Origin of the sequence: Arcanobacterium sp. S3PF19, from assembly GCF_000758825.1 — a bacterium.
GTDB lineage: Bacteria > Actinomycetota > Actinomycetes > Actinomycetales > Actinomycetaceae > Arcanobacterium_A.
On record NZ_JRMX01000011.1, the window covers coordinates 107,391 to 120,537 of the forward strand.

A 13,147-nucleotide genomic window follows, 5' to 3' on the forward strand; every position below is an offset into this window, starting at 1 on the left:
CGCAAAATCGCTGCCGCGCTAGTCTTAGATGAAGTTTCCCGAACACGGATTTCGGTTCGGGAGGTGAAAAATATATATGGGGATGATCGGTTTCGACGGTAGTGATTGCCGAAGGGAAGCGGGTAGAGGATGCAGAGTCATCTCTTTAACGACTCTCTGCAAAAAATAGTTGCTAACAAGCATCACAACGATTTTGCCCTCGCAGCCTAATTCGCGAGCTCCGAAATCCGTCATGCTAACGTTGCTTTCGCGTTAGATTTTTGGCGTCGTCTTTGAAAGCCACTGCGTTATATGCCTGCCGACAGCATATAACGGACACTGTGTCGGCTAGGTTCGTCGGCGACTTGTTTGCCTGAGCGCCGGAGCCAAAAACAACGAATCGCAAACTGCACCCGGAGAATACTTGGGTTCTGCGCTATCGGACCGGGGTTCGATTCCCCGCATCTCCACCATTAGGACGCTCATTTTGATACAAAGTGAGCGTCCTATTTTTATACTACTGGGCGCGGGGTATTAGCTTGCCAGTGCAAGTTTCTAGATTCCGCTCACTCACTTGCTTGCCTATACAGGAACCGCTAAAGTGGCGCGCTTAACGCTATCCCTAGCGGTCGGGCGCACGCTTGGTCTGAGGCGCTAAAAGGTCTCGCTGACGCTAAAAGGTTGGGGTAAAGGACAAATTGTGTGTTTTTTGGGCGGGTTTTTCGTTGGGATTACGGTTTAAGGTCTGGTTTTAAGTTTGGTATTTCATGCTTGAGGGCATGAGTAGACTTAAATGCCCGTTTTGTGGTGGAGCGTTAAAGCGTAATGGTAGGACTAGCTCTGGGCGGCAGCGTTGGCGAATATTTCCTTGAATCCGGCGCACCACATCCATGTCCCCAGTTTCCACAAAATGCGCCACCGCGTCGGGCATTCCCCCCCCCACCAGCAGATAACGATGCCACAAATCAATGAAGCGGTCGTAGATAAAATCCGGAACCGGGCGCAAGTCATCCAGACACTGTTGCAAAACATCAAAGAATTCAGCGGACACACCGCACGCCTGGCAGAACTCCTGAAAATCCAGGGGATACATCTTCAGCTCTGTCACATAACCAATAGGCAAAGAGGGAATAGCGCGCAAACGTGTCCCCAACAGCGACCCGGAAAGAATAAAGCGATAGTCGTATTTTTGCACCAGGAATTTAATAAAGCTGACCACAGAGGGACATTCCTGGACTTCATCAAAAATCACCACTGTCTGCCCCGGCACCAGTTCCACGTCACTAGCCAGCGAGACACGCAACATTAAGTCTGCGGCATTAGTGGCTTGGTTGAAAGAATCTCGCGCATCGGGCTGTTCCAGCAGGTCAAAAGCCACTACTCGCGAGAAATTATCCCGCGCAAAGGTGTTTGTCAGGAAAGACTTTCCCACCTGACGGGAACCAGTCACCAGCAGGGCTTTGCCGCCATCATCCGCAGCCACTCATGAAAAGCCGCTAAAACCCGCCTGAACAGCCACACACCACCCACCTAACACTTTTCAAGATTTCAATACGGCATTATTTTACACTTTTCAGGATTCCAAACCTGGCAATATCGACACTTTTCAGATTTCAGCATGACTCCGGTGTCGGCACCGTGGCGGGAAACGCCAGATTCTTTGGGTTTGCGCGGAAAATTCCTCGCAAAACACAGTTTTTTCACTCATTTCTGCCAGCAAACCATGGATCCGAATGAAGGACAGAGTTACTGGCCGATTTTGCTAATCAAATTGTTCAGATCGTCATAGCGGCTGGCCTCGCTGGTGGATCCCAGGCTGACAATCAGGTAATCGTGGCCACTCTTGGCACACAGGATGGCAAGATTGTGGATTTTCCCCAAAGACCCGGTTTTGAGGCCGGCGACTTCCGGGATGTAATAGATGCTTTCCGGGTTGAGCATTTGGTTGGTGTTCACCATCATGAGGTGCTGGCCTGATAGCGGGGCGATTGCATAGCGCTGCGACTTGACGATGTCGCGAATCCACTGGCGTGAAAGGAGTTTTTCGCTTACTGCCGCGATCTCACTTGGCGTACTCACCGCCCTGGGGTCATAGCCACTGGGGTCATTAATCCGGGTATGCGACCAGCCCTGTTTTTTCAGGTATTCAGCCAAATCAGTCATAAACAGGTCAATCCGCTGGTCTGTCCCGGCGGTTCCCGGATGCGTTTTCCCGCCGCAAAACTCCGCCACGGCATAAGCCGCGTCATTGCCGGAAGGTACCAGCATCGCAGCTAGCAGATCTTGCAGCCGGTAGGTTCCGGGAACAATCCCCGCGAGCGAGGATCCCGGTTTCGCTTTCGTCAGGGCTTCGCGGCTGACGGACACTTCATCGTTCGGGTCGGCGACAGCCAGAGCATATTCCGCCACAAACAGCTTTGCCAGGCTGGCCGGCGTGATTTCAGTGTTTTCCCCGGCCGCCGCGATTCGCTGCTGCGAGGCCTCGTCGATAACAACATAGCCTTTCCCGGTATAAGGCGTACCGTCAATCCCCACGGTTGTCGGTTTGGGGTATATCCAGACCCGGATTACGCCCCGCCCCGCTGGCGTAGCGACCACCCAGGCAAAAATGGCAATCACAACCACCGCGAACACTGCGGTCATCTTTTTGCGTCTGCCCTTCATCAAAACACCTTCTTTTGTTCTATTCACGTTCTATTCACTGCGATTGTTGACCGGTTCGCTGCTGCGACGCAGGGCTGGCACCAACAGGAGCATGGCCAAACCAGCCAGAATCAGCGCCACCAACAACGCCAGGAAAATAGCGGGAGTGAAGCTCGCTTCGAGCCTGAGCGAAAAGATGTGCATCATCACCCATCCCAGGCCGAAACCCAGACTGGCAGAAAGCAGCGCGATTGCTCCCAGCGGCGCGATGGCCTCCACCAGCATCATGCGGGCTAGTTGGCTTACTTTCATCCCGCAAAGCCGCAGTGTCAACAGGGAGCGATGCCGCTCCAGCAGTCCCGCATAGGTGGAAACCAGCATCGAAATCACCGCAATCAGCAGCGTCAGCCCCATGCCGATCCACACCAGTGTTGTCATAAGACTGATGAGCCCCACGTCCGTGGTGACGTTCACTTCTGTCGCCACGTTCATGAGTGGCATGGAGAATTCCGGCATAAAGTCCGTGGTGGCCAGTAGGGTACGCAGGCGTTCCAGGGCACGTGAGTCGCGTAGGGTGGCCAGCACAGTGTAGGCATCATGCCTGGTTTCGGGCACGTAGTAGCGTTTCACCAACGTGTCAAAATCCGCGCGGTTTTTCGCGGGGATGAGCCGAGAGGCCTCGCCGGCACGTGCCCATAAGTTGACGCCCAGTAACCCGGATTTGCAAGGCGTAGCAACGTAGGCGCTCGCAGTCGTACACGGCACCAGACTCCAGGTTCCCCCTACGAAAGGCACGGCTTGGGCTTGAGCCACGTAGGATTGGGCTTGCAGTTGCGCGGCCAGGTGGACGGCTGCGGATTGGTCTGGAATCTCGGATATGGCTACCGCGCCTTGTTTCAGCGGGGTGTGTTCGTGAGCGATGGCATCCAAGACCTTTCCGGTTTGGGAGGTGGCGGTCAGGAAGAACGTGCCCGCGAACAAGGCCAGAATCACGCCGGAAACCGAACGTGAAATCTGGCGGGAATGGACTGCCACATAGCGCGTACTAATCAGTTCCGGCGCCCGCCGGCAATGTTTTGCAACCACCCAAGCCAACAGCTGGATTACCAGCGGACTTACCAAAATCAGAGCAATCATCATTAAAACCACATCAGCCAGCAGCCAATAGGCGTCAAGGCGTGTCCCCCGGTTCGGTTTCACGCTGACCACCAGATAGATAGCCAGGCCGATAGCCACCGCCATCACCAGTATGCGCACCACACCGGTTTTTCGGGTCACGATTTTTCTGGTTACACGCTGGTGGCGCACCACCCCCAGGGGCGTGGCCACTACCCCGCGCATCCCCTGCGAAGTAGCCAGAACCGTGATGATGATAGTCGCCACAAAAACCAGCGCACACTGCCAAGGCGCGACCGTCAAGTCAGACAGCCACAGGCGCCTGCCAGCCAGCGAAACAGCTCCCAGCCACGGCCGGATTGCGCTAAACACGCCCAAGCCAAGCAGAAAGCCCAGTACCGCCCCCAACAGGGCTTCGGCCACAAGAATCTGGAGAATCTGGTGGCGCGTAGCACCCACCAGGCGCAAAGCCGCATAGCGCTGTTCCCGCTGGACGCTGCCCAGGGCGGCAGAAATTGCAATCAGCAGCAAAACCGGGAACAGCAACACCACCAGGCCAATCGACAAGACGGCCTGGTTCACTGCGCTGTTTCCGGCCGGCGGCTGCGGGGTGTCAAAGTCTGCCACGTGCACGGCGGTTTTATCCCCAGCGAGATTCTTGCCGATAAACACCAGCAAGTCATCCGGGCCACTGGTCAACTGATACGGTAGCAATCCTTTGTTGACGTGCCCGAAGCGGGTGGTAATCGCCGCTTCCGGGTGCGTGGCCACCAGGCTTTGCACGCCCAGCGACATCAGGTATTCCCCCGGTTGAGGCCACTTTACCCCGAACAAATCGGGCGCGTGCTGGGTTGCTGAAGTGTCCACATAGGCCGCGTGGATTTGTTTACCGTCCACAACGAAGAAGGGGTTGTCAACCAGGCTAATCAACACTGCATCTGTGGCACCAGCTTTGGCATCATTAGTCGCTTGGGATTTGTCCGCGTTGTCGATTGCTCCCTGCCAACGCGTTGCAGTCGTGGAGCCAAAAGCACCCCAAAACGCGGCGAACACCAGTATCAGGCACACACAAAATCCCACTGCCGCACTGACCAAAGCCAAGCGACTCTTGGACTGACGCAACGAACGGCAAGTGAGTATCCAGGCGAGGTACACGGCTATACCTCCACCAAGCCGTCACGCACGATTATTTCACGGTCGGCATAGGCTGCAACGGTAGGTTCATGAGTCACCAGTACCACTGTCAACCCCCGCACGCGCACCAAATCCACCAGCAAGGTCATCACCGTCTCAGAATTCAGGGAATCCAAGGATCCGGTGGGTTCATCGGCGAACAGCACTGCGGGGCGCGGTGCCAAGGCGCGGGCGATAGCGATTCGCTGGGCTTGCCCGCCAGAAAGCTCGCCGGGAAGTGAATCCGCGTGATCTTCCAGGCCTACAGTCGCCAACCATTCGTGAGCCTGGGCATACGCGGTTTTCTTCGCGACCCCATTCAAAAGCAGTGGCACTGCGATGTTATCCACCGCTGTCAGCTCGGGAACCAGTTGGGAAAACTGGAATACGAAACCGAAATCCGTGCGGCGCAACACCGTGCGCTGCGCATCGCTCAAGCTGGTGAACTCACGGCCATTGTAGGACACCGAGCCCGAATCTGGCAGTTCGATTCCCGCCAAGGCGTGTAACAAGGTGGACTTGCCGGAGCCCGAAGGCCCCATAATTGCCAAGATTTCACCGCGCGTTACGTCCAGGGACACGCCACGCAGTGCCGGGGTAAGCCCGTAGGTTTTCTTTAGCTCACGGGCGCAAAGTATCGGGGTTGTCGGCGGGTTCACAGTTGCTCCTTTAGCGCATCCAGACGCGAGGTCGTCAAGGAAATCCAACGCAAATCCGCGTCAATGTGAAAAATCGCCTGGTCTAACAGGAGTTTCTCGGCCAGACTGGCATGCTGTTTACGAGCCGTAAGCTCGCGCATCCGCTGCTGATGGGCTTGGCGCTGGGCTTTCAGATACAGAGCCGCATCCCCATTGATTAACAGGGCCACCACCGTCTTGAGATACAACTCGGATTGCAGGGTGGGGGAAGGAATCAGCGGCGTGCGCAACCATTCCACCAGTTCTTTTTCGCCACCCGCAGTGACGGCATAGCGAGTGCGTGTGGGTCCGGCTGGGGCTCCGCTGTCAGCGACTTCCATCACCTTGGCATCCCGCGCCAAACGCGCCAAGGTGGAATACACCTGTCCCGCCAGGATTGGCTTATCGCCAGCAAAATAGTGGTCGTATAGTTTTTTCAGTTCATAGCCGTAGTTCGGCTCGCGCGTCAACAGTCCCAACAAACCGTATTTCGTTTCCACCACGCCTCCTATACACTCAGTGACTAGCCGCAACTATTCACCAAGTGTATAGCTTTACGGCATCGGTTGCAACAGGCGGTTTCATGAGGCGCCAGCCAGGTTCGCGGGCGCTTCGCCTAAACCAGCCAGCCATAGCCATTTTCTAACGGCTACGCCGTCTTAGCGACATTTCTTCCTCCCAGGTATGGGATAAATATGGGATAGCTCTATTGTCAATGGCAGTTGCAATACCAACAAAAACAGCCCGCCACAAAGGGCGGACTGTGCTATATTGCCTATGCGTAGTTACGGGATTGCTGGTATTAATACAAAGGTGAGGGCTGTGGAGACTGAGAAAATATGCCTGTTTTCCCTTGTTATCAAGCTAAAGTAGGGATTCAGAGCTTGCTCGGCTGCATCTTCTGACAGCGTCGATTTGAGCCTCTGGACCTGAATCATGTAACTTTAGTGGCCCAGCTTGTCTAGGATTTTTTGGGCTTGTGGGGTGATGGGGTCGCTGGATTGGATTTCGTGGCCTTGGTAGAGGATGGTTTACTCCTGGATAGGTCGTAGGATTCGGACGAATTTTTTCGCTGTGATTCCGGTCTTTTGGTGCAAATACCGGGAAACAGCTAGGGCGGCCATGACCACAGTCAGATGCGCGTCGATAGCGTCGCGTTGCCGGTGGAATATCGGGCGGGCACGTAAATCGGTTTTGGATATGCGTCAAGGATTGCTCTACATGCCACATCGTGGTAGGAGGCGATGACTTCACCAGCGGGCATGAGCGTGGCGGGGAGGTTAGTGACATAGCCTTTCAAGCCTTCTAGCCGCTGGGCGCGCTCAAAAGCCTTAGAATCGAAACTACAGCCACTGCGGGTGGTTTTGATGAACCGGGGTTTACGCGCGGGTTTCACCCCGTCTATCGCGTCTAGGGCGCGGCGGCGCTGCGCCTCCAGAGTGATAGCGTCTCTTTTAACGCGTTTAGCGGAGTACCACCACAAGACTCGCCAAGACTTGCCCATCGCGGGATTCCACACCGGCTCGGCTTTAGTGAGTTTGCTGTTGACTTTCATGTTGGCGTGCCTAGGAGTCACGGTGTCGATAATCCTTGGTTTTGTACACGAACCATCTACCGCGAGTGGGAGCTATGGATACCGGCATCTGGCGCAGATTAATTGTGATTCCGTTCGAGCAAACCATCACCCCGAGCGTGGACATCAAAAATTATGCCGACCATCTATATGCCAAAGCTGGTGGAGCGGTGCTGGCGTGGATTATGGAAGGTGCTCGCTTGATCCACTCTGAGAACTACCACCTGACCCCACCTAAACAAGTCGTTGCCGCATCGGAGGCGTACCGGGCTGCTAACGACTGGTTCGCTCACTTCCTTGAGGACTGCTGCCAGGTAGGTCAAGGCCTATCAGAGCAGTCCAAGGATCTCTACGACGCGTACCGGTCTTGGGCAATAGGGCGGGGCGAGTATGTGCGCTCCACTAGCGATTTTTATGCTGCCGTCGATAAAGGCGGATACACACGCAGGCGAACAGCTCGGGCACGATTCGTAGACGGGCTCGCCTTGATCAGCGAATTCGACCTGTAACCGGCCAATAGTGACAGTCGTGTCAGTCGTTACTAGCCCTTTCTATAGGAAAATAAAAAATACAGTCCTATATAGGGTTTTAGGGACAGACCGACACGAGTGTCACAGATCTTATGAAAGACGTGACATGAAAGAAAAACACCTAGAAAACGAACTGAAGAAATCAGTTGCAGCCATCGGCGGGATCTGCCGGAAACTCGTCAGCCCCGGCGTCACTGGCGTCCCGGACCGGATCTGCCTAAAGAGCGGACGAGTTATTTTCGCTGAAGTAAAAGCACCAGGAGCCAAACCTAGACCAATCCAGAATCGCCGTATCAAGCAGCTACAAGGTCAAGGCTTCCAAGTCTTTGTGGTAGACAGCGTGGATGGGATTGCGGAGGTGGCAGATGCGCTACAAGCTGCATAACTACCAAACCCAGGCAACAGGTTTCATCATCAACCATGACGAAGCCGCAGTGTTCTTAGGTATGGTTTAGGAAAAAGCGTCATTGCGCTGACCGCGATCCGGCAGCTTGTCCTCGACTACTTCCTCGTACAGCGGATGCTAGTAATCGCGCCGCTACGCGTGGCACGCGATACCTGGCCACAAGAAGCGGCCAAGTGGGATCACCTTACGGGGCTCACGTTGGCGGTAGCCGTCGGTAGCAAATCCGAGCGCCTGGATGCGTTAGCTAAGTTAGCAATGGTGACCGTGATCAACCGGGAAAACATCCCCTGGCTGGTTGCCCACTACGGCGCGGCCTGGCCTTTCGACATGGTCGTCATTGATGAACTCTCCAGCTTTAAAAACCACCGTGCAAAGCGCTTCACCACGCTGGTGAAGATGCGGCCCTATGTAAGCCGTTGGGTGGGGTTAACCGGAACCCCAGCCTCTAATGGCTTGATGGATCTCTGGGCACAGTTCCGGCTCCTAGATGGCGGCACCAGACTGGGTAGATATATCATTCGGTTTAGAGATCGTTGGTTCGTGCCTGATAAACGCGGCGGCATGCAGGTGTTTACCTATAAACCGCGAGCAGGTGCTGAGGACGAGATCTATGAGGCGATCTCGGATATGACCTTGTCGATGCGCACCGCTGACCACCTCACTTTGCCTGAGGTGACGCTAACAACCACGAAGGTAAACGCTGATCAAGAGCGGGCAGTATATGAGCGTCTAGAGCAGGATTTAGTGATTGAGTTAGACGGGCAAGTAGTGGATGCGGCTAACGCGGCAGTCCTGTCTGGAAAACTTCTACAACTGGCAAGCGGCGCTATCTACGACGAAAACGGAGATGCCATTGTTGTTCATGGCGCGAAGCTGGATGCACTCGAAGATTTGGTTGAGGCTGCGAACGGGCAGAACCTCCTCGTTGCCTACTGGTACAAACACGACCTGGAACGCATCATCGAGCGCTTCCCGCAAGCCCGGCTCCTAAAGACCGCTCAGGATATAGCGGCTTGGAACAATGGAAAGATCACTGTCGGTTTGATTCACCCGGCCTCTGCCGGCCACGGCCTGAATCTACAAGCAGGCGGGCACCTACTCATCTGGTTCTCCCTGACCTGGAGTTTGGAGCTGTATCAGCAAACCAACGCTCGTCTTTACCGGCAAGGCCAAACCCAGCCGGTAACGATCACTCACCTAGTCGCTGAAAGCACCCTCGATGAAGCAGTACTTACAGCTTTAGATACCAAGAACCTCACCCAGACTGCCTTGATCGAGGCAATCAAAACACAACCGGCAAACCACTCTAGATAAGGAGAATTCATGATGCATGTGATGACGAAATACTTAGACACCCGCAAGGCAGCAATCAGCGCCCTAGAGGACTACCCACTGATGGAACAAGCAACCAGCCAAGACACGCAAGCTGAGGCCAACCAGCTACGCGAAGACCTCGCCAGACCCACTAGCCCCAAAATCACTGGCATGCCCCGCTCACGTGACCCCCACGCTGGTGAACGCCGCAAGCTGCCACCCTCGACAAGATTGATCTGCTCGCAGCCCGTAGCCAAGAAGCCCAAGAGTACCTGGACTGGTTCCTGCCCGCCTGGCAAGCACTCAACACCGATGACCAGTTCGTGTTGGAAAACTTCTTCCTCGGCCAAGGCAATCAAGACGAACGAGTCCAAATGATCGGTGATCACTTCTATATTGAACGAGACAGTGTCTACCGGCGAAAGAACCGAGCATTAGATCGCCTGGCAGTAGCACTGTATGGCAGACGCTAACTTGCACCCATGCGTTAGCAAGTATCCGAACCCTGCTATGGAAAACGTGGTTAAAGCCTGAGATACTGTAGGATAGAAACATAAAAAGCGAAACCCTCCGGAACAAACCGCACACCGGCTGACCGGAGGGTTTCGCCTCATTAAGGAAAAGACCGGGGCTGCAAGGAGTTGCATTCAGGACATGTATTCACTGGGACTTGAGTGGTAACCTAACCGAGGGGTGCCAGGAGGCATCCTGCCGCGCGGCACATGCTGCCCAACACGACAGGAGTTTTGTTTTGCCTGTAAAAACCGCCGTTTCTTTTATCCTTGCTAATTCTCTAACTTTCGTAGGAGCCGGAGCTGTAAACGTTTCCGATAAAAACGCGGAACTGAGCCCTAGCATCCGCACTGCCACAGTAAACAATCTTTTCCTCGAACGTGACGACGACATTTTGTTGTATGTCGATCCTTTGACCGGTGCCTATCTTGATGAATCTTTAGAAACGAAAGTAGAGACTAGAGCGGCCCCTATCATCGCTTGGATCGGAGCAATAGCTGTACGCCTTAGCGTGCATGCGATTAGACAGATGGCTGCTAGAGGAATATCTCAGGCTCTAGTAAAACAGGCCATAGCCCAAGGCGCTAGATCACATGCGAATAAAGGAGCATGGAAATACGTCATGGGCAAGGGGAAAAATAGAATCACAGTTGTCGTAAACAAAAGAACAGGCAAGGTTATTACCGTCACCAAAGGGTAGCTCTAGTAGTAGGAGGCACTTGTGAAAATCACTTATGATCCTGAGGCGGATGCAGCATACCTGTACCTCAAAGATTCGATTGAAGCTGGTGAGGTAATGAAAACCGAGTGCTGCTATCCACAAGGATTAGAGTCTACTGTCGCAATCAATGCAGATTTCAATGCCAAGGGCACGCTTTTAGGACTTGAAATATTAGGAGCATCCGAGTGCCTACCAGAGGCTGTTTTAGCTGAGGCGCATCGCCTTGATCAGTGATAACCCCGTTAGGTTCATTAGCGAGTATCCGAACCCTGCGATGGAAAACCAGGTTCAGGCCTGAGATACTGTAAATGGATAGAAATATAAAAACCATGGGGAACCCTCAAAGCCGCTTAGGCCGCGAGGGTTTCACTATGTTCAGGCAGAAGGTGTGGTGGAGGGTATGCCTAGCAAACCAAAACGCCCCTGCTCAGCACCCGGCTGCCCAGAGCTAACTCACGAGCGCTTCTGCTGCCAGCACGCCAAAGATGAGGACACCCGTTACCGCAAGTTTCAGCGTGACCCGAAGATTAACCACCGCTACGGTTCCCGCTGGCGTAAGATCCGTGCCGCATACATCGCGGCCCATCCCTTGTGCGAAGACTGCCTGGAAAAAGGAGTGACCACCCCAGCTCAGGAAGTCCACCACGTCCTACCCTTAGATCATGGTGGCAGTCACGACTTTTCTAACCTGCGCAGCCTGTGCAAACCCTGCCACTCCAGGCAGAGCGCGTTAGACGGTGACAGATGGAGGCAAGCCCTTCAGGTCTACACCTACTAGATTTTTTGAAAAACGCGGCATAACCACTAATCACTTCCCTACCCTAAAAATATTGACCTTGTTCTCGCGCCAAGTTACGGGACCAGTCGAGGGTTCGGTTAGGGGTTGGGGGCCTCGAATCTCTACAGCTTCGGGGAAGGTCAGCGGGCGGGGCCAACCGTACACAAAGTTCCCGAATCAAACAGGGTATTAACCCGCAAGCCCTCCATCACCGGGCTAACCGCCTGGAAGTAGGCGATATTTCATGGCGAAAGATGGAACTAATCGCGGTGGGCGCCGCGTGAGGGCTGGTGCGAAACCCGACCCGCTGAGTGAGAAACTCGCTAAGGGTCTGCCTGCTACTCGCCTGGAAGATGCGCTAGCGAGCCCTTTCGATTTCGAGGGTGCAGATGTTGGTGATGGCGCGGTGCTGGCTGGTGAGGTGATGCCCGAACCCTCTGAATACTTAAGCGATATTCAGCGTGATGGTAAACCCTTGGGTGCTGATTTGGTGTATCGGGAGACGTGGCGTTGGCTTGATGAGCGTGGCTGCACCAGGTTTGTTTCTAAGCGTCTGATTGAGGCCTACGCCCAGGCTTTCGCCCGGTATGTGCAGTGTGAGCAGGCGATCTCCAAGTTTGGTTTGCTCGGCAAGCACCCGACCACTGGGGCTGCTATCGCTTCCCCGTTCGTTGCGATGAGCCAGTCTTTTGGTAAACAGGCAAACGTGTATTGGTACGAGATTTTTGAGATTGTGCGAGCTAACTGCACTAGTGACTATTCGGGTGCGGCCCCGGGTGATGAGGTTATGGAGCAGTTGTTGAAAGCACGCTCGTAGATGCGTCCTAGTTGTTCCCCGGGATTATTTGGAGCCTTTTGTTTCGGTCACTGCCCCTAGCGCAATCCCAACTCCTGTGCCGATAGCTACCCCCAAGGCAATATCGTCCATAATGAACCCAAGGCCAGTACCGGCTATCATCCCGGCAATCATTCCATAGGCCACGGCCTTACCATCGCCACCGGAAGGCTCCTGCTCCTGCGAATTAGGTTTACTCGTTTCGTCTTGCACGAATCCCAGTATTACACATGATTCGGGTTTTCCTCGTTTTCTTCGCTCCCCACTCCTGGCTGACATGGTGGGGAGTTTTTGTTTCTTGTGATTTTTCTACTGAAAGGGCATTCCTATGACTATGGTTCTAAGCGCTGAAGCAGTGTGCATCGGTCACCCCGATAAACTGTGCGATTTAATTGCTGATCAGATCCTCGACGAGATTCTCTACGCTGATCGCAACGCCCGCGTCGCGGTAGAGGTCATGGCCAGCGGGCGACGCATTATTGTCACCGGTGAAATCAGCACTAATGCCCGTGTGGACTGCGTGATTGCGTACGCACAGCACTGACTGCAGCTGGCTATAAGCCGTGGAGATTTTTGGTGTACGTGTGGGTGCGGCGTCAATCTAGCGATATTAGCGGCGGCGTGACCACATCTTTAGAGGCTCGCGATGGTGATGAGTCTGCTTATTGTATTCAGGGTGCCGATGATCAAGGCACGGTCTACGGTTATGCCTGCACTGATACACCACAGCGTTTACCGTTACCCCTTGTTTTAGCTCACGAGATGTGTAAACGGCTAGATGACGCACGCAAGCAAGGAACCATCACTGGGATCCTTTCAGATTGAACTGTCCCAGGTTTTGTTCCGTTTGAGTAGATGGGGAAAATCTGGATTATGCCTAAGAAATTTG

General features: G+C 54.2%; 13 protein-coding genes, 1 other RNA gene and 2 pseudogenes. 9 read left to right on the forward strand and 7 right to left on the reverse strand.

Annotated features, from left to right (window positions below; genetic code table 11):
• Positions 1–78 precede the first annotated feature (78 nt).
• Positions 79–452, forward strand: a transfer-messenger RNA (tmRNA) gene (gene ssrA / locus HMPREF1631_RS06950).
• A 278-nt stretch (positions 453–730) separates the two neighbouring features.
• Here ssrA and HMPREF1631_RS02475 read toward each other — a convergent pair.
• The 6 genes from HMPREF1631_RS02475 to HMPREF1631_RS07080 form a co-directional block, all read right to left on the reverse strand.
• A complete protein-coding gene (locus HMPREF1631_RS02475) occupies positions 731–1,462 on the reverse strand; it encodes an AAA family ATPase (protein ID WP_232215400.1) in 732 nt (243 codons plus the stop codon).
• A 263-nt stretch (positions 1,463–1,725) separates the two neighbouring features.
• Entirely contained in the window at positions 1,726–2,670 is a 945-nt protein-coding gene (locus HMPREF1631_RS02480) for a D-alanyl-D-alanine carboxypeptidase family protein (RefSeq protein ID WP_232215401.1), read from the reverse strand.
• Positions 2,671–2,673: 3 nt separating this feature from the next.
• Positions 2,674–4,839, reverse strand: coding sequence for an FtsX-like permease family protein (locus HMPREF1631_RS02485; protein WP_232215402.1), 2,166 nt, complete (start codon positions 4,837–4,839; stop codon positions 2,674–2,676).
• A 56-nt stretch (positions 4,840–4,895) separates the two neighbouring features.
• Positions 4,896–5,570: an ABC transporter ATP-binding protein gene (locus tag HMPREF1631_RS02490; RefSeq protein ID WP_034231979.1), complete on the reverse strand. Its 675-nt coding sequence runs from the start codon at positions 5,568–5,570 to the stop codon at positions 4,896–4,898.
• Positions 5,567–6,091 (reverse strand): PadR family transcriptional regulator, encoded by a 525-nt coding sequence (locus HMPREF1631_RS02495; protein WP_034231982.1) that lies wholly within the window; start codon positions 6,089–6,091, stop codon positions 5,567–5,569. The genes HMPREF1631_RS02490 and HMPREF1631_RS02495 overlap by 4 nt, the downstream gene beginning before the upstream one ends.
• A gap of 629 nt (positions 6,092–6,720) precedes the next feature.
• Positions 6,721–7,143: a hypothetical protein gene (locus HMPREF1631_RS07080; protein ID WP_052046977.1), complete on the reverse strand. Its 423-nt coding sequence runs from the start codon at positions 7,141–7,143 to the stop codon at positions 6,721–6,723.
• Positions 7,144–7,217: 74 nt separating this feature from the next.
• Here HMPREF1631_RS07080 and HMPREF1631_RS02505 point away from each other — a divergent pair, with 74 nt between their 5' ends.
• The 7 genes and pseudogenes from HMPREF1631_RS02505 (at position 7,218) to HMPREF1631_RS02540 (ending at position 12,240) form a co-directional block, all read left to right on the forward strand.
• Entirely contained in the window at positions 7,218–7,670 is a 453-nt protein-coding gene (locus HMPREF1631_RS02505) for a hypothetical protein (RefSeq protein ID WP_034231988.1), read from the forward strand.
• A gap of 127 nt (positions 7,671–7,797) precedes the next feature.
• A complete protein-coding gene (locus HMPREF1631_RS02510) occupies positions 7,798–8,076 on the forward strand; it encodes a VRR-NUC domain-containing protein (RefSeq protein ID WP_034231991.1) in 279 nt (92 codons plus the stop codon).
• Positions 8,057–9,411, forward strand: a pseudogene (locus HMPREF1631_RS02515) (SNF2-related protein). The gene HMPREF1631_RS02510 and the pseudogene HMPREF1631_RS02515 overlap by 20 nt, the downstream one beginning before the upstream one ends.
• Positions 9,412–10,162: 751 nt before the next feature.
• Positions 10,163–10,624: a DUF4258 domain-containing protein gene (locus HMPREF1631_RS02525; RefSeq protein ID WP_034231994.1), complete on the forward strand. Its 462-nt coding sequence runs from the start codon at positions 10,163–10,165 to the stop codon at positions 10,622–10,624.
• Between the two features lie 21 nt (positions 10,625–10,645).
• Positions 10,646–10,879 carry a DUF2283 domain-containing protein gene (locus tag HMPREF1631_RS02530; protein WP_034231997.1) on the forward strand — a complete coding sequence of 78 codons (234 nt, stop codon included), beginning with the start codon at positions 10,646–10,648 and terminating at the stop codon, positions 10,877–10,879.
• A 166-nt stretch (positions 10,880–11,045) separates the two neighbouring features.
• Positions 11,046–11,423 (forward strand): HNH endonuclease, encoded by a 378-nt coding sequence (locus HMPREF1631_RS06960; RefSeq protein ID WP_034232107.1) that lies wholly within the window; start codon positions 11,046–11,048, stop codon positions 11,421–11,423.
• A gap of 244 nt (positions 11,424–11,667) precedes the next feature.
• Positions 11,668–12,240 (forward strand): P27 family phage terminase small subunit, encoded by a 573-nt coding sequence (locus tag HMPREF1631_RS02540; RefSeq protein WP_034231999.1) that lies wholly within the window; start codon positions 11,668–11,670, stop codon positions 12,238–12,240.
• Between the two features lie 24 nt (positions 12,241–12,264).
• On the opposite strand, the gene HMPREF1631_RS02545 is transcribed toward HMPREF1631_RS02540, so the two are convergent.
• Entirely contained in the window at positions 12,265–12,471 is a 207-nt protein-coding gene (locus HMPREF1631_RS02545) for a hypothetical protein (protein ID WP_232215403.1), read from the reverse strand.
• A gap of 115 nt (positions 12,472–12,586) precedes the next feature.
• Between HMPREF1631_RS02545 and HMPREF1631_RS02550 the strand changes: the two are divergent.
• Positions 12,587–13,080 (forward strand): annotated as a pseudogene (locus tag HMPREF1631_RS02550) (S-adenosylmethionine synthetase N-terminal domain-containing protein); the annotation flags it as partial.
• Between the last annotated feature and the right edge of the window lie 67 nt (positions 13,081–13,147).